A 21605-nucleotide genomic window follows, 5' to 3' on the forward strand; every position below is an offset into this window, starting at 1 on the left:
CATGGCAACTCAAACCCGCCTCTTCCTGGGCCTGATCCGGCCGCCAAAGCTCATCGGCTTGCCGATCATGTATGCCATGGTTTGGCTCTTCGGGTTTGTGTTGCTGTTTCTCTGGGTCCAGAGCTGGCCGGTGATCATCATCGCCGCTCTGGCCTATCCTGTGCTGTGGAAAGCCGCTGACTGGGACCCGGCCTTTCTTGAGGTGATGGTCACCGCGCTGCAGGAAACGCCCCCGACGCCAAATCGCAAGATCCATTCGGGGGACAGCTATGCTGCGTGACCCCTCAGATGATCTTGCGATGCTACCGGACTGGGCGCGCAAAGAGCGTCCAATGGCCAGCATGCTGCCCTATGTCAGCCTCGTGAATGACGTGACGATCCGCACACGCGGCAACGCACTGTTCCAGTGCATCCGCCTCGATGGCGTCAACAGCATGACAAGCGATGACGCACATCTAGAAAAGATCCGCGCGCTCTTCGCGGCGATCATTGCGCAGATTGGGCCAGAGTTCAGTTTCTACGTCCACAAGGTTTCAAAAGCGATCGAGACGGCCTTGCCACCGGTTCGCGAGGAAGAGTTCGCGCAAGCGCTGGACACCCGCTGGCAATCGGCCATGGCTCGGGCGGGCCTGCGGGACAAAACGCTCACGCTGACAGTGCTGAAACGTCCTCCCCTCGGCGCGCGGCTACGCCTGAAGCGTTCAGACTCAATCGAACAGATGAAAGACCAGACAGCCAAGCAGCTGCGCAAGCTCGAGGAGGTCGTCGGGTTTCTGCTGTCGTCCTTTGCAGAGATGAACCCGCGCCTTCTTGGAGCCGAAAGCGGCGAACTGCTTGGTTTCCTCGGGGCGCTCAACATTGGTCAGGAACGGCCGCTTTTCGCAAAATCGCGATTTGGCGTCATTGCCGAAGATGTGGCCAACACGCGCGTCACGTTTCAGGGGCGAGGCTTTACGCTGGACGACGGAACGGCGGGAAAGCGGTTTGGCACCAGCTTTGCGATCAAGACCTATCCAGCCAAAACCAGCTGCACCATGTTCGATGAGCTGAACCTGCCCGTCGACATGGTCGTCACCCATTCCTTCACGCCGATCAACAGCAACATCATGGCCAGTCGGATCAAGCGGCAACAGCGTCTGATGAAGGCCAGCGATGACGGCGCGATTTCCCTCGCAGAAGAACTGGTCGACGCGCTGGACGATCTGGAATCCAAGCGGCTCAGCTTTGGCGATCATCACATGACGGTGACGGTGTTCGCCGAGACCGAGGAAAAGTTGGAAGCGATCGCCGCCGAGGTGCGCAACATCGCGATCGGTGAAGGCGTCAATCTGGTGAACGAGAGCTTTGCGGCCCGAACCCATTATTTCGCGCAACACCCGGGCAATGGACAGATGCGCAGCCGCAAGGCCGCCATCACCAACACGAACTTTGCCGACCTCGCGGCGCTTCATCGCAGTCAATTGGGCAAACCCGGAGACAATGTACCTTGGGGCAAGCCGATAAGCATGTTTCCAACGCCTGAACGCTCGGGCTTCCTCTTCAACTACCACGAGGCCGGACAGCCAGACAAAGAACCGACTGGTGGTCATACTTTGATCCTCGGCCGCCCTGGTTCTGGCAAATCAGTGCTGTCGGCCTTCCTCATGACCCAAGCGCGTCGCTGCGACGCGCGCGTGTTTGTCTTCGACTATCGCACGGGCATGGAAATGGCGGTCCGCGCCAATTGCGGGCGCTACAGTGCCATCAAGGCAGGTGAAGCAACCGGTCTCAACCCGCTGCGCACCGAAATCGATGGGCGCGGTCAAGCCTGGCTCTCCGATTGGCTGGCGACGCTGCTGAATCGCACCGACAAGCCCCTGAGCCCAGTTCAGGTCAACCGGATCCAAGAGGTGGTGCGACAGAACGCTGGGGCGAACAATGCCGCCCTGCGCAACTGGCAGGATTTGGCCTCACTCTTTGTGGCTGGGGCAGATGAAGGGGATCTGTTCGAACGGATCCAGGAATGGACGGCGGATGGCCGCTTTGGCTGGATCTTTGGACAAAGCTCTGAAGATACCTTCTCGCTCGATGGTAATGTCGTGGGGTTCGACCTCACCGGCATTCTCGACAGCGAAAGCGAGAAAGAGCGCATGGCGGTCCTGTCCTACCTGTTTCGGCGGGTGGAGCGCGTGATCGAGGATCGCAAGCCGACGCTGATCATCATCGATGAGGCCTGGAAGGCGCTCGACAACCCGTATTTCGCAGACCGGCTCAGCAACTGGCTGGTCACGGCACGCAAACAGAATGCCGTCGTTGTGATGATGACCCAATACGCAAGCCAGCTCGAGAAAACACGAACCGGCAAAACGATTTTCGAGGCCGTGCCGACACAGCTCCTGCTTCCCAACATCCGCGCCTCAGCCACCGATTACACCATGCTCGGTCTCACCGAAAAAGAGCTCAGCGTTTTGCTCGGCACAGGCAGCAACTCTCGCCTAGCGCTGGTGCGCGACGATCAAGGCTCGGTGGTGGTCGACGCTGATTTAAGCGCCCTTGGCCCTTATCTCACGATCCTTGGCGGCATGGAAAAAGGCGAAGCGCTGGTTGGCGCGGATTACCGCCAAAACCCCGATTTTTGGAGACAGATTGATGCGTAGACTTTGCGTGCTGACCCTCACCCTTTTGACCCTGACAGCCTGCTCGGAATACCGGCCGTCCGAAGCTGAATGCTTCACCTTCTTTGCCGAAGTCAGCCGCAGCAATTGCAATTTCGAGCTGCTCGGGCCGATTGGTTCGCTGCATGAATAGCCTCCGCCCGCATATCCTTGCGGGTTTGGTGTCGCTCGCCGCACCGGTGGCTTTTGCCCAAGGCGTGCCCACATTTGATGCGGGCATGTTCCTGCAGCGTGAACGCGTGTTGCAGCAAGGCGAACAAGATCTGGCGCTGCAGCGAGATCGGCTGACCAAAGAAGAAGAGCTTGAGGCGATCGAGCAAGAACAACTCCAGGCGCTGGAAGACATCCTCAATGCCACGACGTTGACCAGCGGGAGTTCAGGCGCGCTGGTTGCGAGCTTGGAAGCTGGTTCATCACCTGAAAGCGCCGCAGAAACGCTTTACGATCCTGTCGACCCAAATCTCGGCGCGGCCCAGTTGTTCGGCGATGCGTCCGGCTCGATCGAACAGCTGATCATTCGCGCCGCGCAGGAAACGCACCATATGTCCGGCGTGGGCACGGCGGGCCTTTCGCCCAAGCAATGGCGTTGCCTTCTGCAGGCGCTGATCTGGCAGGAAAGCCGCTTCACCATCGGCGCGCGATCCCCGGTCGGCGCGTTTGGCCTGACCCAGATCATGCCCGGTACGGCGCAGGATCTCGGGATTTACCCAGCCTATTATGAAAACCCCTACATCCAGGTCACCGGCGGCGCGCGCTATCTGGCACAGATGCTGGCCATGTTTGATGGCAACATCATTCACGGGCTAGCTGCCTACAATGCCGGTCCCGGCAACGTGCAGCGCTACAGCGGCGTGCCCCCTTTCGCTGAAACCCAGCACTACGTTCAGGTCATCCCCGAACGCTACAATCTCTACCTTGCCCGCGTCGGTGGCGTCGATGCGCTTGGCACGATTGATCCCGTCTTGCTTGCCAACTCCACGATGAGCCTGACCTCTTTTGGGGCGGGGGTCTATGGCGACTACTCATTGGTCTCGGTGCAAGCGGCCGCGCTGCGCGTGCAGGACATCATCACCCGCATCGGCGAAACCGACGACATTCACGCGGCCATGTCGCTCAACACCTACGCGCGGGCCGAACTCGCCCGCCTGATCGCCATCCGTACGCGCCTAAAGGCCGCCCATACCCGCCCGCTTAGCTCGGCCGAGCTGGCCATGGCGGCCGCACAGGCCCGCGAACAAGACTTCATGCAATTCGATCTGGAGGCATTCCGATGATCCGCTTTCTTTCTAACGTTGCCACTTGCGCGCTGTTGGTTGCGTCACCCGTATCTGCCCAAGGTGTTCCGACTGTCGACACACGCAACATCGCCCAGGAAATTCGCCAACTGCAGCAGATGCTGAAGGATTTCGGGATCCAAACTGACCAGCTCGACACGCTTCTCGAACAACTCGACCTGGTTCAGCAGCAACTCGACACGCTCAACGAGACTTACGCAGCCCTGACCGGCGCGACGGATATCATCGAAATGGCCATGGGCGGCGACCTTGACGGCCTGCTCGATCAGGAATTCGGCGATCTCCTTGGCACCATCCGGCAAATCCAGAGCGGTGACTTCAGTGGCCTGATCGGCAATGCGGCCCCACAGATGGAAGGCCGCATGACGCAAGCCTTGGAGGACGCAGGTTTTGACCAAGATACCCTGTCCGACATGGCCAGCAGCGGCAATCCGGGTGCAGAACGCGTTGCTAGCCAGGCGGGCACTGGGGCGGTGATGTCGGCGGCGGCCGAGAACAGCTATGACGAAGCCGCGCAGTCCCTCGAGCGGGTCGAGCAGCTTGTGTCGCTGATCCCGGACATGGAAACGCTCAAGGAAGCCGTGGATCACAATACCCGCGTCACGGCCGAACTGGCGATTGCCATGACCCGCATGTGGGAGCTCGAGGCCATTCAGACCGTGGGTGCGGGCCAATCCGGCGTGGTGGATGCCGCCACGCTGGCCGAAGAGCGCCGCTACATGGACTTCACCCTGCCAGACCTGCGCGCGGACTGATCCCATGAAAAGTGAGGCAGAAGTCATCGAAGAAGAGCTCGTCTACGGCGCACGACGACGCGAGCTCATGTGGCAGAAACTGGGGCTGACAGGCATGGGCTTTGGCATGGCAGGTTGCCTCGCCGCTGCCCTCGTTGCCCTGTTCGACGTGGACCCGCCGCCCATGATCGTGCCCTTTGATTCTGAGACCGGCATGGCCCTCCCCAATGCCGTTGTTGAAGCGGTCTCACTCACGGAACGCCCCGCTATCATTGAGGCACAGGTCTACCGCTATGTTATTGATCGAGAGACGTATAATCAGCTCGACAATGACGTGCGGGTGCGGCGGGTCCTGGACCAGTCGGACGGCGCTGCTGCCGCTGGTCTGCGCGCGCTATGGACCAGCGGCCATGAGACCTATCCGCCGGACAGCTACGGTACAGATGCCCGGCTTGATGTCGAGGTTCTGTCGATCACCCATATCAGCGCAAATCGTGCCCAGGTGCGCCTGCGCAAGCGGCTCAACTCGCCGCGCGGCAGTCAAAACGGGCTCTTCACCGCAACGCTGATGTTTGAGTTTCGGCCCGAGAATAGCCGGTCGATCGACGATGTCTGGCAGAACCCCTTCGGCTTCACCGTCACCGAATATGCGATCCGTTCGGATCGCTTGGAGTAACCCATGCACCGCCTGTTCCTGATCCTCGCATTCCTCGTACCTCTTGCTGGCACCGCCAATGCCGAAACGCAGCCGCGCCAAGGCCCCTATGATGCCCGCGTCCGGCTGGCCACCTATCAAGATGGGCAGGTCTACCGCATCAGAACCAGCCTGACCCACGTGACCAGCATCGAATTCGGCCAAGGCGAGACCATACGCTCGATCATTGCAGGTGACACAGAAGGGTTCCTTCTCGACGGCGTGCCCGGTGGCCAGGCCTTTGCAATCAAGCCCGTCACGCGCGGCGCGCATACTAACATCACCGTCTACACCAACCGGCGCAGCTATTACTTCAACGTGACCGAGGCGAGCTCGCCGACCTTCTATGTCATTCGCTTCAACTATCCAGAAGCGGCACCACGGCAATCGCGGGTGGCGACAAACCAGCCAGCAAACCACGCTTATGGCGTCAGCGCGCGATCCGAGATCACCCCACGAGAAATCTGGGACGATGGCACCTTCACTTATTTCCGCTTTGCCGCGAATGCCCCATTGCCCGCGATCTTTCGATTGTCCGGTGGCAATGAGCGCAGCGTGAACGCGCTCGCACGGCCAGATGGCGTGATCCGCGTGTCAGGTGTCAGCACTCGATGGGTTCTCAGGCTCGGTGATGACGAGATCTGCGTCCAAGAGATGAACGAGGCAAACCACGATGAGTGAAACAGCCGAGCTTAAGAAACGCCTCGAAGCGCTTGAAGAAAAAACACAAAAGCCAATTGCACGTCCGTCTGCTGTCGCTATTGCCCTGGGTATTGGGGCAATCGCAGCCCTTGGTGGTCTCTTGCTGTTGTTCTCTGACAGCTCTGAACCCGACAGCCTGGAAACCGCCTCCCCAGATGAATTCCAAGCGGCGGGACCGGGCTTTGGTGCGCTCGAGCCCACGCCTGCACCGATAGACACAATCCCGCCGCCGGAGCCGCAAGCAGACAGCGAAACAGAAGAGCTGCGCGCGCGAATGGATGCACTGCGGAGCGAGCTTGAGGCCCTTCGCAACGCGCCTGCGCCGGAAGCCCCAACCGTCGATACACAAGCATTGGATGCTCTGGGCGCAGAGATCGATACCCTTCGTAGCGAGGCAGCAGCAACGCAAGCCGCCTTGCGCGAGGAACTGGAAGAACGTGCACGACAAATCCAGCGACTGCAGAATGATCTGGAGCTTGCACGACTGGAAACTCCGCGCTCCCCCACACCGACAGGCCCAACGGCCGAAGAACTGCGTCTTCAAGAGCTCGAGCGGCGGCGGCAAGCCGAACTTGAGGAGCTGCAAGCCCGAATCGCCAGCCCGATCATCGCCTTTGGCGGCACCGGAGGCGGCAACAATGAAACCGCCGCGCGGCAGCGGCGGCTTTATGGCGAGACAGACTTTGTCCGCAACGGCGCTGAACCCGCCGAGGTGACGCAGGCCCAGGTGATTGTGAACCCGTCAAACACGGTCGTTCAGGGCACGATGATCCAGGCGGTGTTGGAGACAGCGATCGACAGCTCGCTCGTCGGTCAGGTCCGCGCGATGGTGTCTGAAGATGTTCATGCCTATGACGGCTCGCAGATCCTGATCCCGCGCGGCGCGCGTCTGATCGGGCGGTATCAATCCGGCCTCGACATCGCACAGCAACGCGTGACCATCGCCTGGGACCGGATCATTTTGCCTAGCAACCAGACCGTCGAAATCAGCGCTTTCGGGGGCGATGAACTGGGCCGCTCCGGCACGACCGGTTTCGTCGACAGCCGCTTTGGCACGCGGTTCGGGTCAGCCGCGCTAATATCGCTGATCGGGGCATTGCCTGCTGTGGCAGCCCAGAACACCGAAGACGAGATCACCTCTGATGTGCTCGAGGGCATTGGGGAAGACCTGCAAGACAGCGCACAAAGCGTGATCGGCGAATATCTCTCTGTCTCGCCGGTGATCTATGTGGATCAGGGTGCCCGCGTCACCGTGATGGTCGACCGTGATCTGGAGATTTTCTGATTATGGCGGCCAGCTATTTGCAAAGCTCGATGGACAAGATCCCCGAGGCGCGTGATCCAAAGCTGATCGAGCTTTGCATCAACCCCGACGGCACGCTGTGGGCTGAGTTTCAGGGGGATCACTTCATGCGATCCGTCAATCGGCGGCTCTCACCGAACGAGATCAAAGACTTGGGCAATCAGGTTGCTTCCGCCGCGAACACCACTCTGAGCCGGACCAAGCCGATTGTATCAGTCAGCATCACCTACCGTGACCGCCCGATCCGCGCGCAAGTCATCCAGCCTCCCGCCGTTGATGGCGGTTACGCGATTTCCCTGCGGTTCTTCGCCGACCTGCCATTGGAGCGGATCAAGCTGTCCTTTCTCTTCGGAAAAGAGCGCAGCAACGAGGGTGCACGCCGCAAACGCAATGCCGAGCTGCGCGATGTCGTGGCCACGGGCGACATCGACGCTGCGATCAAGTTCTGCGTCAGGCACAAGCTCAATATGATCGTGTCCGGCGGGACCTCCACCGGCAAGACCGTCACAGCGCGCAAGATCCTCTCCTTCGTGCCCGCCGACGAACGCATCATCACGATCGAAGAAGCTGCCGAGCTACGTCCGACGCAACCCAATGTGGTCACGCTGATGTCTGACCGCAACGAAGCCTCACGAAGCGCTGATGTCCTGCTGACCTCTACCCTGCGCATGCGGCCGGACCGCATCGTCTTGGGCGAAGTACGCGGCAAAGAGGCCATGACCTTCCTTGAGGCCATCAACACCGGGCATGGTGGCTCGCTAACTACGCTGCACGCTGAGACGCCGCAGCTGGCGGTCCAGCGCCTGGCGATTGCGGCCCTGAAGACCGACGTGCCTATGACCTACCAGGACATGAACGACTACATCACCCGCTCGATCGATGTGATCATCCAAGCCGGTCGCTATGAAGGCGCGCGCGGCATCACCGAATTCTACCTGCCGGTTGATCCGGCCCAGCAAAGGAAAGCATCCCATGTTTGAGTACAAGATTGAACAGATCAACACCGCCAAGACAAAGCCGCCGAAGATCGAAGCACTGCTGACGGCCCTTGGTCAGGATGGTTGGGAGCTGGTGTCGGTGGTGCCAGATTTCGACGGCGAGCACATCCTGAAGGCCTTCCTGAAACGCGACATCTGGCGTGTCAAACCGACCGAGAAAGCATAGGAGCACATATTGGGCGTCGTCACCTGGATGGTTGAGACAACCGACAACTTTCTGGACGACGCGGCCCAAACCACCTTTGGCAACGTCGCCAGTCAGCTTGGCGGCGTCATCGCCGTGGCCTCGACGCTGGCTGTGATCGGCGTCTTCCTCAACATGGTGTTTCAGTACAAGTCCATGGATGGGCGGACCGCGTTCTGGTTCGCGCTCAAACTCATGCTCATCTCGCTGTTTGCGATGAACTGGGTCCAATTCAACGCGGTGGCCAGCGCCCTCATCAACGGGCTCGACCAGCTTGCGGGCGGCATGGTTGCAGGGCTTGGCGGCGGCGGTGCAGGTGCATCCTACTTTGCTGGGGCCTTCGACGATCTCATCGAGGAATTTGGCGACTACTTGAACGCGGCCGGTGACAACATGCATTGGATGGCCGGTGCCCTCATCGGTGCGATTGGCGCGTTCCTTTTGGGCGTCATCGGCGCGCTCTGCGGCCTTGTCCTGATCTTCGCCAAGATCATGCTCGCGTTCATGATCGGCATCGCCCCCATCATGATCGCGCTTTCGCTGTTCGACGTCAGCAAAGACTATTTCCACCGCTGGCTGTCCAGCACAGTGTCCTACGCGCTCTATCCTCTCGTGATCGCGGGCGTGTTTTCAACCGTCGTTGGCATGTCGCGCTCGCTGATGACAGAACTTGGAGATCCCTCCGGCGCAAGCAACATCGGCGCGCTGGTGCCCTTCTTCATAATGATGTTCCTCGCAGGCGGCATGATCATCGCCACCCCGCTGATTGTGCGCTCAATCTCCGGCAACTTCATGATGGCCGGACCGCCGAGCATACCTGGACCTAGCGGGTTCGCGAAGGGCTTGATTGGCACCAAGGGGTCACGGGCACGGGCGCGGTTTGGGACAAGGTCGAATGCTGAGATCGCTGGGGCTGGAATACGTCAAGCAGGTGGTGCGACTGTCTCGATGGTTCAGCGGGTGGCTGAGCGTGCGAAGCGGTTGGACTAAACGTCTCGGTTAAATTCAAACCTCGTCGCTTCATGCCATGCATTTCAGCTTGGGTAGCCACTGGCGTCGCGGCCTTCCCTCGCATTTATGTGCCCTTAGAGGTGGCCGCGACCAAAACATCAGAGCAAGTTTCATCTCGTCCACAAAGCGCCAAAATGGATTTTGCACGCGAAATCCCAACGTAGAGCGTCTCGCGCTTTTCTTCACCAGGCAAATCGTCGAGGCCCCACAAGATCAGAATTTCACCCTCTAGGCCCTTGAACCTTGCGACAGTCTCCACTGTGACACCGTGTTTTCCAGTGCTCGCGAGATCTTTCCAACCAAGCCCAGACGGTAGCAACATGCCTTGTAAAGCGTTTTCGTATTCCTTGCGTCTAATTCTGTCAGCGATCAATACGACGATGGAAGCGTTCGGCAACTTTTCAACAGTGATCAGCCGGGATACGAACTCTTGGATTTTCTTGGCCTGGCTGCGCAAATCTGGGGCTGCTAATATCTGGATATCGTCGCCAACAATCTCCGGCGGATCGATCGAAGGCCCCTTGTAGTAATGGTAGGCAGCTTCATGGATGGCCCGGGTATTACGGCAGTTGAAGGAAAGTGTGATTGGCGAGGCGTCGGCGGGAAAGGTGCTCGCTCGCGTGTAAACGTCTTGGTTCTCATCGTGAAAAATATAGAGTGGTGAAGTATTGCCGTCCCGCAGCAGCATTTCGATTGGAAGCCAATACTCTTCTCCAAAATCTTGGCCTTCATCGACGACGATGGCGTCGTAGCGAACATCGACGACATCGAGCGCATACGCTAGTGCGATCGGAAAATAGTGATCCCAAAGTTCCAATCCAGGGAAGGACACCTTGGCCTCGGCGATCAGATCTCGCCCGCTCTGCCGACACGCGTCATCCACGATACGCTTACAGAGTTTGTGAAAACCAAAGACATCAAGGTTTTCTTGGCCGCTACAAACGTCCTCCAAATGGCTTGCCAATGGGACGTTGTAGCAGGTCAGTAGTGTTTTGAAGCCTTCATCTGCAAGCCGCTTAGCTTTCTCGACTGCTAGAACCGTCTTCCCAGTTCCTGCGCCACCGCTGATCGCGACCCGCCTTTGCCTGGAGAGCAGATCTAGAGTTTGAATCTGCCGATTGGTCAAGCTCAGTCGCTGACTTTCCTCTAGCTCGATTTGAGCGGACAAGAGCGGCCGAGCTTGCACGACGCGAGCAAATATCCGCTGCATCAGCTGCACACCACCAGCACCTAAAGAGTTGGTCCAAGAATTTGCACCGTCGCTGGACCAATAGTCGAAAGCTTGCTCCAACCAAGCTTCGAGATTGGCAAGATCCGACCGATCTCCGATGATTTCCGGTGGGGCATTGGGGCCCTTCAAAGCCCGTCCATCATCCACGTCCGGAAAGAATGCTGCGTGCCCCGCCGAAATCTTCTTGAGGCCCAAGCGCGTCCAGTCCCGGTGTTCCCTGAGCTTTGACAGGACATTGAACTTTCCCGTCATGGATTGGCGAAATGGATCCTTGATTTTGTGCTCTCGACCATTTCGATCGATTGATGACCACTCGCCTGATGTGTAGTCCGCACGAATGCGCCCCCCCTTGACCTCCACGACCAAAAATCCGCGATCCGGGTGACATACGAGAAAATCAGCTTCACCGTCCCGAGCACTACCCTCGGTTCTGGAAATCCAGCCGACAGAATGGAACATGTGGTAATCGCCTTCTAGGGAGGCGCAAGCTTCGTAGAATTTGATTTCAGCGGAGGGTACGTCTTCCCCGTAGTTCCCTCGATAGTCTGGATAAAGTCTCACCACGGCATCAATCCTCCAGCAATTCCATAGTGGTCGCATTGAAGGTAATTGATTTCGTTCCCCAATCTTTGAATTCGATTTTGAGCTGGGTCATGACGCCGATTTTCTTGATTTCGAGGATTGTTCCAACACCAAAGCCTTCTACTTGGATACGGCGGCCAGCTACGAATTGTGCTTTGTAGTCCCCTCCCTTTTCTTCCGCGACCTCTCGCCAAACCCGATCGAACCAAAATTCATCTGCTTTGAAAAATGGATTTTTGATCGCATTGATCTTTCTCTTCTTTGGCTCCAAAGCGTGTTCGACGACGTAGAGCCAAGCTTCATCTGGATGATCCTGGGCGAATGAAATCTGAGTTCTTGAGAGCTTCACCCCTCTGTCGGTCCATTCACCGTCCAAACCTTTCACCTCGATGAGGCGCTTCTCGTCAGCATTTTTCGATCGGGACATTACATCGTAGCCTGGATTGAAATGCGGCTGACGTTCGGGCAGGAAATCTCGGTTCAGCTCGTAATCCATCACTGCTTTCATGGCCGCCTCGTCGATTGCCGAAATCCGCTCACGACTAGGTCCAGATCCTTTCCCGGCTTCTCCTGGCTCGCCTTTCTCGGGTTTGACGTAAGACCTCATCCATTCGGTTCTTGCCTTCCTAGTGGTTTTTGCGGGGTCCTTGTCTATGGATGACGATCCAGAGCTTGAGCCTGGAGTTTCGCTCGTTGCAGATCCAGACGACCCTTCACTTCGCTTGCGGCCAGGCTCTTGGGTTCCTGAAGATTCAACACCAGTTGCCTTTTTGTTGGCTTCCGCTGCGATATGCGCGTCGGATGCGGCTTTCTCTGCACCTATGTCTGGGTCGTCGATCACCTCGTCGTCTTCAATATCCCAATCGGCTGGATCTTGCTCAGATCCCGTTCCAAAACCGAGCTCCCCGACTTCGTCTTCAGGCAGCACTTCCGTTGGAAATTCTTCTGTCTCTGGCGTGTCGTAGCCGGCTTGCCTGAGTTCGCAAGCCGCATCTTCGCGAGAATTTGCACTCAGTACCAACTTGGCAATCAGAGCAAGCTGGCCGATTGACGCTTTGCTTTCCCCAGCCAATAGCGTTGAGAATATCGCTCGAAAGGCCGGAATCCAGTAGTTGCCAAACAAGTCTAGAAGCACATAAACCCTCGCCTCGTCGGAATCGAAGACCACTTCGTCATTTCGTGGCGGCGACGCGAACGGAACATCATCCAACTCGAAGATAGAACGAGCGGTCAGAGCATCCGTCCGAACCAGTTCGATATTTCGCAGTGTCTTTTCTAGACGTTTCCTTGTTTCCCTGCGTAGATCGATGCATAGCCATCCAAGGAGATCACTTCGTTCTCGCACCAACTGCGTCGCATATTCGTCGTCGATCACTTCGCCCAATTCAACGATTTCCAGCCGAGTCACCAGAGATAGCGGTCGTATCTTAAACCAATCGATGAGCTCTACCGTCTCAGCAGACGAGCGCACCAAACGTGCGTCCAGATCTCCTCCGAACGGCTGTGCCAGCCAATCACTGTCCTGTATGGCGACTTCGTCGACGAAAGCGAGTGTTCCAGCGAGGGTGAATAGAAACGGATGCTCCCGAAGTCGTTCCAGTTGCAGAGATGTGCCCGCGGGATCGTCGCGTAGCTTCTCTGAAAGGGTTTTGGTGCAAACATCATGAACCAGCGAGATTTCACCGGGCAAAAGCGACGCGTCGCCACCAAACTCGTCTGCTATGTCGATCAAGACGTCTACGTATGTTTCGGTGGAGGGCTCTTCAGTTACACCAAGAAAATCGAATAGCTCCTTGTATTCATGCATCCATTCTGGTGCCTTGAAACAGTACCGTGCCAGATGCGGTTTGCTCCAAAAGAAACGATCGGTTCCGATGAACTCCTTCCTCTTGGGGGCGTAGATGCATTTCTCGTTCTTCAATCGCTCGATGAAGAACTGGTCGTCTTCTTTCTTCAGGCGCTCACTCAATATCTGATAGCTGTGCTTGCTCGGCTCCACTCCTCGTTCGATACAGTCTTCGAGATGGTCGACGATGATCGACGTGTCCGGTTCTGCCGGCATTTCGAGAAATTCCAGGAATTCCCTATTCAGCCGACGCCCCATACCAGTTACACCTAGCACTGCCACCTGTGACGAAAACCCTCCCGCCCGGAATGGCTGATGCAATTCATGTGGGGCATACCAATACTCGGTATCCAGCTGGCCTTCTTTCTCGGCGGGAAGCCAATCCGTATGCCGCATTCTTGATATTTCGGCCTCGAACTGCTCCTCATTCTTAGCCAAACTCTCGTCTTGATAGACTTCGAGTATGAAACCAAAGATTTTGGAAACCGCGCCTCGTGTTTTCTCTGAGGGCGGATCTGCCACGACCGCTTCGATCCTATCCATGGCGTGCGTCAGCGAAGGCCTGGATCGCATGCCAAGTGACCGAAAGAAGCCCAGATAGAGTTCCTTTCTCGACTCGCCGAAGATGCTTTCGTCGACCCATAGTGCATCATCGGCTCCTAGAATTTCGGCGAGCGCATCGGTCTTCGCGTAACAATCTCTGGCAGCTCTCAGGAGGCCATCCTTGGTTTTTACCAAAGGCAGAGCAGCCAAGGTCTCCTTCGTGCTTTCTTTATTGAGCAAGTCCTTCTTTGATACGAACACATCGAGCAGGGCAACGTAATGCTCTTTTGAGAGGTCTTCGTCCAGAATGTCTGCCAAATGCTCTTCGATGTAGGCCTGGAGCGTCAACGTTTCGACTTCCAAGACCTCTTTGAGGAACTTTCGCGCCCTATCCCCGAAGTAATCGAGATCCAAAGTATCGAAGCGACCAATCGGATCGTCAAAACCTCCGGGTAAGACGGCCAGTCGTGGCGTCAAAAAACGTCCATGGCCTGCCAGAAATGGCGTCGAAGCCACATTTGCAGAGTAATCATGGTCCTCATCGCGGGGATACTCGACTAGAAAATCATAGAACGCACGTACCCGTTTTTTATCGCGAGACAAGAATGAAACGGCAGTCTCTTCATCTTGCACCCATTCTGCCAGTTCCCCCAGGAGATCCTCGAAGACGAACGCAGGAGCGAGTGAGAAAAGCTGTGGGAATTGTTGGAATTCTTCCGACGCCATCGGCAATTCAGGGAAAAAATTGCGAACATCTTCTACTTTTGCCTGGGCAGGCAGCCTTTTCAATTCGGACAGCTTAGCCAATCGGCCGTCGAAACTTGGGGCAATCCGCAAATTACACAGTTCTACTTTTTGCCGTCGCAGTTCGATCTCCGGTCCGCTAATCACTCGTGACTTCTGCCTCGGTTTTTCTGGCAGTGAACTTTCCAAGAAATCTTCTAAGATACGCCATAGAGGAGAGACGGTATTGTGCAGACTGGGCCAATCCGGTTCGGAATCATGGTCAAATTCGGCCTGATCCCAGGACGTCAGAGAGCCCACGAGTCTCTTTAGGGTCAAATCAGACACACCCGCCGCTCGTACGACAGATTTGAATGACAGCAATGACGAGTTGACTGTCGGTATTCCTATTTTTTGCAACGACCTTTCTTGGTCAACCCCGAATTGCGCCGACAAAATCCAGCAATCCGACCGCCCAACCCACTCGTTGGCACTCGTCAAATAAATATCAGCGACTATGGCCGCTTTAGAAATCTCCGCCCAGAACACCCCGAAGTTGTCACTGTTTCGATTTTGGTGCGCCTCGTCTATGAGCCTCCAAAGCCCCTTGGGACCGAGAACATCCCTCAAGCTTTCGAGACGCCCAGCGATTTCCTGGGCAGCATACGCCAAAAGCATCTCGTTCCAATGTCGTTCGTGCTGCTCACCAGTGAGAACGAGAGCTTTTCGAGTCTGCTCAGGAAAAAAGTCCGCGTTGATGTGGCAGGGTACCGGCGAATCCTGTTCGGTGGGAAGGTACGCAAAAAGTCGTCCCGTACGTTCCTCGTGATCGTCGAGCCGAAAGGCGATTTGAGCGGTAGTTTGTCGGTCCAACCTCTCTATGACCACGAATTTCTCTTTCAGCGGGCGCGCTGCCTCTTCGGCATCCAAGTGGATGACGTACCACTTTTCGCGCTTATTCTTTCTTTCGAAAAAAAGTTCTAGGTGGTTTTCATCGTCGACGGACTTCTGAACGAAGCTAACTCTTTTTCCGTTCCGTAGGATCTCTATCGAACCCAGGTTTTTCAAGAATAGAAGGCAATCTTCGGCGGTGGTCACCAGATCGTCTTGAAGTGGCTTTAAGCTCTCCAACGAAAAAGCAGAAGCGCTGAGAGCCTCCCTAATTGGGCTTCGGTCATCCAGCGCCCACGTTATCTGAATCTCCGATCCATCGACCGGATCGATCGTTCGGATCTGGTTCTTTTCGGACAGAGGGTTGAGCGTTAGTTCGACGTCCCCAGAGCGAATGATCGGTTGATCCGTCAATTGATAAACCGAGACGAACCCGATCCCGAACCTACCGATCAATCCCGGCTGATTATATTTGTTTCCGCTCCCGACCTTGCTGATCGCATGGAAATCACATGCCTTTCTTTTGCCGAGCTGCGGGCTGCCATCTCTCGTCCAAAGGCACTCATCCGAGTTCAATCCACAGCTGAGGAACACTGCGTCGTTCCACACGATCAGTGCGTTGTCTGTGATGTCGAAACGAATGTTTTTAGCACCCGCATCGTCCGCATTCTGGATAATCTCGCGGGCCATCGAATCGAAACCCTGTAGACCCGTCAATATTTGCCGGATGTTGCTTATCAGCGGTGCAGAGTAGGAAAGTTCTCTTACTCTTTGGGCATTGGACGGCATTGGGGTAACCTCTATTGGGAACGAACTAGCTAAGCTGCTCGAAAGATGTTTTGTTGAATTCGATGCTGCAAAATTTGAATATTGCAGTTATGTATTGTGATTGTTCTTATTGCAATCGTTCCATATTTTTTTGACCCCTTTAAGCCTACCTGTCACCTACCGCTTCTGCAGCATTCCAAGCGCGGCTATGCAATATGCAATCGTGAATCTCCTGCCACCCAATTGGTGCTTCGTGCCCTCAGCCATTGTACGCGCTCTCCAAAAACCGTTCCACCCGATCTGTTCCTGCCTGATACTCGTCCAAACTGGGCTTGTCTTCGTTCGGCTCACCCTGCTCTTTGCTGGCCAAGTCGTTGATCTCCTCACGCTGCTTCCCGCTACTTTCAAATCCCGCAGCAGGTATCACCTTCGGCACCTCCAGCGCCCCAATCTTCGCCTCCAGCGCCTTAATCTGCCCTTGCAGGCCGCGCATCTGATCTCCCGCTGAGGGATATGGCAAATCGCCAGTCTGCTTGTCGAAGATCTGCTTAAAGAAGCGATCCTCATAGTATTTGATCCGCTTGGCGCGGACAGGCATTTGCGCGTCAACCACCAAGACGATGTCATCCAGATCCATGCGCCGCGCCTCATCCTCAGGCAGCAATGCGGTTTCTTCCGTTCGTTCAGACATACTGCGCCCGGCGAAGGGGTTGCGGCCGACCGAGCGCGAGCGAGTCACAACACGCTTGGTGGTTTTGCCGACGGCCTTGCTCAGCTCCTCGATGGTCTTCTCATCTGAGGGGGTCAGATAGAGCTTGATGCCCGCGTTGCCCTGCAAGGCACGTCGGGCATTTTCGCCGTAGATTTCATCGAGCACAGGGATGGTCTGGGTGACGATCGCGAGATTGGCGCGGTAGGATCGCAGCGTCTCGATACTGTCGAGCACGATCGGCATTTTGCCCAAGCGATTGAACTCATCGAGCATGATCATCACCGGCCAAGGCTCGTCCTTGCCGGGTTCATGGTCCTGCAGAGATGCCAGCAAGTCCGAGAAAAACAGGCGGATCAGTGGCGCGAGCGGTTTCACCATGAGCGGTTCGACCACGAGATAGATCGAAAACGGCGTCTTTCGGATATCGCGAAAATCGAAGTCTGAAGTTGCGGTTGCCCGATCGATTGCGGGGTTCGACCACTGCTTGAGGCCAGATGTCATCAGAAGCGACAGGTAAGACGTCAGCGTGTCGTTGTTGGTCGAGGCCATGCGCATGAAAATCAGCTTGGCGGCTGGATTGACCACTTCATCAGCGCGGCGGCGATATTCCTTCTGCTTGTCCCCGCCTGATGCGGTGATGCGGTAGATCTCGCCCAGGGTCGGCCGCTTTCGCTCAAAGGCCAGAAGCCCTGCCGCAACAAACAGATCGATGCCGCCATCGAGGAGCCCCTGAACCCGATCGTTGTCAGCTTGAAGAAACAGCGAGGCCAGGAGCTGCAGCTCCATCTGCTGGCGGTCGACGTTTTCCAGCGCCGATATGCGCAACAAAGGATTGTAGCGATGCGAGCGGCCGTCTGTCCAATCAGTGGGCGCAAACCGGAACACTTTGTCGCCCTGCGCGGCCCTGTGGCGTGCTGTTGCTTCGAAGTTTTCGCCCTTCACGTCCAGCACCACGGCACTGCCCCGATAGGTCAAAAGGTTCGGGATGACGAACCCTGTAGTCTTACCTCGCCCGGTCGGGGCCACGATCAGAGCATGGGGGAAGACCTTGGACATGACAAAGGGTTTGCGGCTCTTGGGCTTGCCCATTTTGCCGAGGACAAAGCCGTGGCCGGGCTTGCCGAAAAAGCCGTTCCGCCTCATCTCAGACATGTGCTGCCAGTGGGTTTCTCCGAACTTGGTCAGTGCGTCATTCATCAGGACGGCACTGAGCAAGACACCGGCACCGGTGCTGATCCCGACAATCAAGTGAACGATCTGCATATCGTCCGGATGGGTCGTTCGAAGAACCCCATAGCTGCGTGCCAGCATCAAGAAATCGATCTCCGCCCCAACCCCGAACCAGCGGAACGACAGAAAGGCCGACGCCAGAACATACCCCAGCACCGCGCCGAGAAGAGCAAAGCTCAAGACGCCGAGTGCGATCCGCGTCTTACCCATGCGTCACACCCTTTTCGCCATCGCTATCGACATGCCGCTCGCGTTGAACATCAATTTCTTCATTGGCGATTTTGTCGAGGACATGCTCCATCGCTATACTATTCGCCATAGCGGCATCGCTCTGGAGATAGGCCTTGGCCGAATAGAGCCGGTCCAGGCGATCTTCGATATGTTCCTCCAGAGTGGCCTCATCGCCAATTGCCAAGTCCGGGGTATTTTCTTCGCCGACCAGTTCCTCCAGCTCGATCCGCAAGCTCTCGCGCTCCAGATCGCTGCGGAATGGATCTGCGGTTGGGTCGTCCCTCATGCGGCTCAGGATGTCAGCCGTGGTCGGCGGCAGCCGGTCGATGATGGCTTCCTGCCGGTCGGTCTCCACCGTCCCACTGTCTTTAAGAACCTCAGCATCTGCCAACAAGAGGCCCAGATCGCTGTGAACCTGGTCGAGACGATCGATCGCTTTTTCGAGCTCATCGGCGCGCGACAGGTCAAAGCCCTCCTTCTCGGCAATCGCCTTCAGATCCTGTCCAAGCCATTGCCGCTCGAGCGCGGCATTGCCCGCGCCGATTTCGACACGACGTGTCACCTCTTGCGCGTCAATGCTGGTGCCTTTCAAAGCCTGCTGGAAACGTTCTGCCAGAGCTGGATCCTGCAAGGCTTCTTGAGCTTCGGCCCGTATATTCACAGCAGAATAGATCCCACTCTTGGATGCGTCTTCGAGCAACGTGTGGGACTGCGTTCCCATGGGGCTCAGATGTGACAGTGAACGATAGATGTCGTTCAGCTCATGCTCCAGCGCCGCACGCCGCTCCACCGGGGCGTCAGCGACAATGCGTTCGGCTTGGTTGATCTTGTCGTGAAAGGCATCCACGACCTCATCAAATGAATGCTGTTCTTCGGCCATGCCATATACCTTTCCATCTGCTTCAATCGGTTTGCCCTGCGCCAAAAGCGTCGCGGCCTTGTCCAAGGCTGCTGCAATGTCATGCTGGTTCTCGCGCGAGGCCTCGGCCGCCAGGCCGCGATAAAGCCGCGCGTTCAGCGCCAAATCAGCCAAGGCACGGTCAAGCTCCGGCCCCACGCGGTCACGTTCGGCCAGCTTCTGCCCCGTAGCTTCTGCACGACGTCGGTCCACGTCGCTCGGCCTCTTCGTCGTGATTCCACGCTCGAGCTTTCGGGTCGCTTCGAGGCGCAGCCCATAGCGATCCGACACCTCGACCATGGCCTCGCGAAAACTGTCGTAGTTGAAATGGTGCCCTTCTTTCAGAAAGAAGAATTCACCGTCCTTGCTGCGCCGGTTTAGGACGATGTGGGCGTGCGGGTGATCCCGGTCCTCATGCACGGCCGCGATGTAGTCAAAATGGCTGCCTTCGCCTTGAAAGAACCGCTCGCAAATCTCGCGGGTGATCTCGGCCACGTCCGCGCCGCGCGTGCCAATCGGGAAAGCCATTAAGAGGTGCGAGGTATGCCCCAGCTTCGGGTGGAACCCCTCATTCCACTGTGCGGAAAACCGGCGCGTGACTTGTTCGATCTCTTTGGTCGACAGGACGGTTTGGCCGTCATAGGTGCCACGGCTGTCGATGATGAAGCTCGACTTGGTGGTCAGGTATTCCAGCTGGTTGCGCAGCTGCGCTTTGCTGTGCGTGCCGCCGTCGCGAATGCCTTTGAAGATCGCAGGCGAATGCCCCATAGCAGCGCGTGCCATCTGCTTTTGACGCTGGCGCGGCGCGCTCCCGCGTATGCGACTCCAGTCGCGGTCGAAGAAGGCATCTTGGGCTGCGACAACGGTGCTATTCCGGGCCATCAGCAAAGCCTCCTAGAACGCGGGCAACCTCGCCGGACAAAGCACTGCGGCGACGCTGCGCCATGTCCTGAACCTGGTCTGCGATGTTGAAGATCAATCCCGCCAAGGCGCGAACCTGCCCATGTGCAGAGTTGCCATAGGGTGGCGTCTTGCCCTTGCGCTTCGCCTCGTTCAGGCGCTGCGCAATCTGGTTGATATTGTTACCGGTGCGATTGAGCGAGGCCGACAATCCCTGCATCTGTTCGGCCAACTCGTCATCGGGAACAAACAGGTCATTCGATGCATAGATGAGCCTCCGCAGCCCCTCCGCGCGGCTGGCGATATCATGCCGCGTGAGAGCCGCATCAAAGCCTAAGAGCTCTTTAGGTGTGAGCCGAACATTCACCAATTCAGACCGCACGCGCCCGTCCAGTTTGCGGCTTTGGTCGGCCTTCAATGTGTAGAAGATGCTGCGGGGCGTGACGCCGAATTCACGGGCCAGATCCTCGATCGGCACCCCTTCGGCACGCTTGCGCACGATCACAAAACGCTGGTTTTGCGTCAGTCGCTTGTGCCGTGGTGCGCGCGGTCGGCCCATGTGAAGTAATCCCCCCTATTTCTTGCCAGCATCATACAGGCAGCCTTGTTATGGCACTTCGCCATAATTGATTCAATATTATAATATTGCATCAACTGCCTGTATTCCGTTTGGAGCAGCCATAGGCTGCGACCCCTAGGGAATACTTTTGCATCAACACAAACTCCGTTTGCCAAACAAACGGCCAATCAACTAACAATAGCCTATGAATAGACAAACTACATTTTCCGTCATGGCAGTTGCCATAATCCTCCCGATGTCAGTGTTTGGGCAAGGCACTAGCGACTGTTCTGCACCTCGCACGGAATTGTCCCGCGATGCGCTGACGTCCTGCTTCGGCGCGGAAGTCGCTGCCGATAAAAATATCCTCGCGGTCGTTGCGCCAATTTGGCAAAGCTTCGGCGATGAACAAAAGGGGGCTGCTGTTGATCGTTACAGAGACGGCATGCCAGCCGCCTCCTCAATCGTCCTCAATGCCTTTCCTCGGACATCAGCCACGATGCGCATCTTACATGCTGATGCCATTACGATTGGTGAGCAGGAATTTTTGAGCAATATCCGACGGGACCCGGAGCTTGAAGGTCTCACAGACGAAGATTTCATCGCTTATCGCGATGAGATATTGGACGCCTTCCTTGATGGCACAGACAATTCAACGTTAATTGAATTTGTGACCTACGCACCTTCTTTCACCGAGTACGTTTTGACGTTCTCAAACGATTTCGTGTTCGCGGAAGATTTGCCGCGAGTAGTGAACATTGCAGAGAGCGAGCGCAAAATCGCGGAGCAAAACGCAAGGCAAGCTGCATTGGCTAGACTAATTAACAATATCAAACGGGGCTTATAAACTTCGATGCACAGAAAGCCGAACGGTCGGTAATCCATGCTAGGTTATTTGGCAACCTAATCTCCTCCA

Annotated in this window: 17 protein-coding genes; 12 read left to right on the forward strand and 5 right to left on the reverse strand. The window is 56.7% G+C overall.

Features of this window, described 5'->3' with window-relative positions:
- The first annotated feature begins 1 nt into the window (after position 1).
- Genes KO503_RS00235 through KO503_RS00285 form a run of 11 tightly spaced genes read left to right on the forward strand, consistent with a single transcriptional unit; the run spans position 2 to position 9554 of the window.
- Positions 2–280: a type IV secretion system protein VirB3 gene (locus KO503_RS00235; protein ID WP_108785957.1), complete on the forward strand. Its 279-nt coding sequence runs from the start codon at positions 2–4 to the stop codon at positions 278–280.
- On the forward strand, positions 270–2636 hold the full coding sequence (locus KO503_RS00240; RefSeq protein ID WP_215989594.1) for a type IV secretion system protein B4: 2367 nt from the start codon (positions 270–272) through the stop codon (positions 2634–2636). The genes KO503_RS00235 and KO503_RS00240 overlap by 11 nt, the downstream gene beginning before the upstream one ends.
- Complete coding sequence (locus KO503_RS00245; RefSeq protein ID WP_215989595.1) at positions 2629–2787, forward strand: hypothetical protein; 159 nt, start codon at positions 2629–2631, stop codon at positions 2785–2787. Before KO503_RS00240 ends, KO503_RS00245 begins: the two co-directional genes overlap by 8 nt.
- Positions 2780–3928, forward strand: coding sequence for a lytic transglycosylase domain-containing protein (locus KO503_RS00250; RefSeq protein ID WP_215989596.1), 1149 nt, complete (start codon positions 2780–2782; stop codon positions 3926–3928). The genes KO503_RS00245 and KO503_RS00250 overlap by 8 nt, the downstream gene beginning before the upstream one ends.
- Complete coding sequence (locus KO503_RS00255; protein WP_215989597.1) at positions 3925–4704, forward strand: type IV secretion system protein; 780 nt, start codon at positions 3925–3927, stop codon at positions 4702–4704. Before KO503_RS00250 ends, KO503_RS00255 begins: the two co-directional genes overlap by 4 nt.
- Before the next feature lie 4 nt (positions 4705–4708).
- Complete coding sequence (locus KO503_RS00260; RefSeq protein ID WP_215989598.1) at positions 4709–5359, forward strand: virB8 family protein; 651 nt, start codon at positions 4709–4711, stop codon at positions 5357–5359.
- Between the two features lie 3 nt (positions 5360–5362).
- Positions 5363–6058 carry a TrbG/VirB9 family P-type conjugative transfer protein gene (locus KO503_RS00265; RefSeq protein WP_215989599.1) on the forward strand — a complete coding sequence of 232 codons (696 nt, stop codon included), beginning with the start codon at positions 5363–5365 and terminating at the stop codon, positions 6056–6058.
- Entirely contained in the window at positions 6051–7364 is a 1314-nt protein-coding gene (locus KO503_RS00270; RefSeq protein WP_215989600.1) for a TrbI/VirB10 family protein, read from the forward strand. The genes KO503_RS00265 and KO503_RS00270 overlap by 8 nt, the downstream gene beginning before the upstream one ends.
- A 2-nt stretch (positions 7365–7366) precedes the next feature.
- Positions 7367–8362, forward strand: coding sequence for an ATPase, T2SS/T4P/T4SS family (locus KO503_RS00275; RefSeq protein ID WP_215989601.1), 996 nt, complete (start codon positions 7367–7369; stop codon positions 8360–8362).
- A complete protein-coding gene (locus tag KO503_RS00280; RefSeq protein WP_215989602.1) occupies positions 8355–8546 on the forward strand; it encodes a DUF4177 domain-containing protein in 192 nt (63 codons plus the stop codon). The genes KO503_RS00275 and KO503_RS00280 overlap by 8 nt, the downstream gene beginning before the upstream one ends.
- Before the next feature lie 9 nt (positions 8547–8555).
- The gene (locus KO503_RS00285) at positions 8556–9554 is read left to right on the forward strand and encodes a type IV secretion system protein (RefSeq protein WP_215989603.1); all 999 of its coding nucleotides are present in this window, start codon (positions 8556–8558) and stop codon (positions 9552–9554) included.
- Positions 9555–9639: 85 nt separating this feature from the next.
- Here the strand turns inward: KO503_RS00285 and KO503_RS00290 are convergent, their stop codons facing one another.
- From KO503_RS00290 to KO503_RS00310, 5 genes are all read right to left on the reverse strand, one after another.
- Entirely contained in the window at positions 9640–11265 is a 1626-nt protein-coding gene (locus KO503_RS00290; protein WP_215989604.1) for a nuclease-related domain-containing DEAD/DEAH box helicase, read from the reverse strand.
- A gap of 109 nt (positions 11266–11374) precedes the next feature.
- Positions 11375–16081: a DUF3883 domain-containing protein gene (locus tag KO503_RS00295; protein ID WP_215989605.1), complete on the reverse strand. Its 4707-nt coding sequence runs from the start codon at positions 16079–16081 to the stop codon at positions 11375–11377.
- 337 nt (positions 16082–16418) lie between these two features.
- Positions 16419–18311 carry a type IV secretory system conjugative DNA transfer family protein gene (locus KO503_RS00300; protein WP_215989606.1) on the reverse strand — a complete coding sequence of 631 codons (1893 nt, stop codon included), beginning with the start codon at positions 18309–18311 and terminating at the stop codon, positions 16419–16421.
- Positions 18304–20112, reverse strand: a complete 1809-nt coding sequence (locus KO503_RS00305) for a relaxase/mobilization nuclease domain-containing protein (RefSeq protein WP_215989607.1) — start codon at positions 20110–20112, stop codon at positions 18304–18306. Before KO503_RS00305 ends, KO503_RS00300 begins: the two co-directional genes overlap by 8 nt.
- Complete coding sequence (locus KO503_RS00310; RefSeq protein ID WP_215989608.1) at positions 20099–20689, reverse strand: hypothetical protein; 591 nt, start codon at positions 20687–20689, stop codon at positions 20099–20101. The genes KO503_RS00305 and KO503_RS00310 overlap by 14 nt, the downstream gene beginning before the upstream one ends.
- A gap of 205 nt (positions 20690–20894) precedes the next feature.
- Between KO503_RS00310 and KO503_RS00315 the strand changes: the two genes are divergently transcribed.
- Entirely contained in the window at positions 20895–21536 is a 642-nt protein-coding gene (locus KO503_RS00315; RefSeq protein ID WP_215989609.1) for a hypothetical protein, read from the forward strand.
- The last annotated feature ends 69 nt before the right edge of the window (positions 21537–21605 follow it).

The organism is Pacificibacter marinus (assembly GCF_018860505.1).
Classification (GTDB): Bacteria; Pseudomonadota; Alphaproteobacteria; order Rhodobacterales; family Rhodobacteraceae; genus Celeribacter; species Celeribacter marinus_B.

Coding starts and splice junctions, on each gene's coding strand:
- KO503_RS00235 (WP_108785957.1), top strand. CDS start 2: ATGGCAACTCAAACCCGCCTCTTCCTGGGCCTGATCCGGCCGCCAAAG.
- KO503_RS00240 (WP_215989594.1), top strand. CDS start 270: ATGCTGCGTGACCCCTCAGATGATCTTGCGATGCTACCGGACTGGGCG.
- KO503_RS00245 (WP_215989595.1), top strand. CDS start 2,629: ATGCGTAGACTTTGCGTGCTGACCCTCACCCTTTTGACCCTGACAGCC.
- KO503_RS00250 (WP_215989596.1), top strand. CDS start 2,780: ATGAATAGCCTCCGCCCGCATATCCTTGCGGGTTTGGTGTCGCTCGCC.
- KO503_RS00255 (WP_215989597.1), top strand. CDS start 3,925: ATGATCCGCTTTCTTTCTAACGTTGCCACTTGCGCGCTGTTGGTTGCG.
- KO503_RS00260 (WP_215989598.1), top strand. CDS start 4,709: ATGAAAAGTGAGGCAGAAGTCATCGAAGAAGAGCTCGTCTACGGCGCA.
- KO503_RS00265 (WP_215989599.1), top strand. CDS start 5,363: ATGCACCGCCTGTTCCTGATCCTCGCATTCCTCGTACCTCTTGCTGGC.
- KO503_RS00270 (WP_215989600.1), top strand. CDS start 6,051: ATGAGTGAAACAGCCGAGCTTAAGAAACGCCTCGAAGCGCTTGAAGAA.
- KO503_RS00275 (WP_215989601.1), top strand. CDS start 7,367: ATGGCGGCCAGCTATTTGCAAAGCTCGATGGACAAGATCCCCGAGGCG.
- KO503_RS00280 (WP_215989602.1), top strand. CDS start 8,355: ATGTTTGAGTACAAGATTGAACAGATCAACACCGCCAAGACAAAGCCG.
- KO503_RS00290 (WP_215989604.1), bottom strand. CDS start 11,265: ATGTTCCATTCTGTCGGCTGGATTTCCAGAACCGAGGGTAGTGCTCGG.
- KO503_RS00295 (WP_215989605.1), bottom strand. CDS start 16,081: ATGGCCCGCGAGATTATCCAGAATGCGGACGATGCGGGTGCTAAAAAC.
- KO503_RS00300 (WP_215989606.1), bottom strand. CDS start 18,311: ATGGGTAAGACGCGGATCGCACTCGGCGTCTTGAGCTTTGCTCTTCTC.
- KO503_RS00305 (WP_215989607.1), bottom strand. CDS start 20,112: ATGGCCCGGAATAGCACCGTTGTCGCAGCCCAAGATGCCTTCTTCGAC.
- KO503_RS00310 (WP_215989608.1), bottom strand. CDS start 20,689: ATGGGCCGACCGCGCGCACCACGGCACAAGCGACTGACGCAAAACCAG.
- KO503_RS00315 (WP_215989609.1), top strand. CDS start 20,895: ATGAATAGACAAACTACATTTTCCGTCATGGCAGTTGCCATAATCCTC.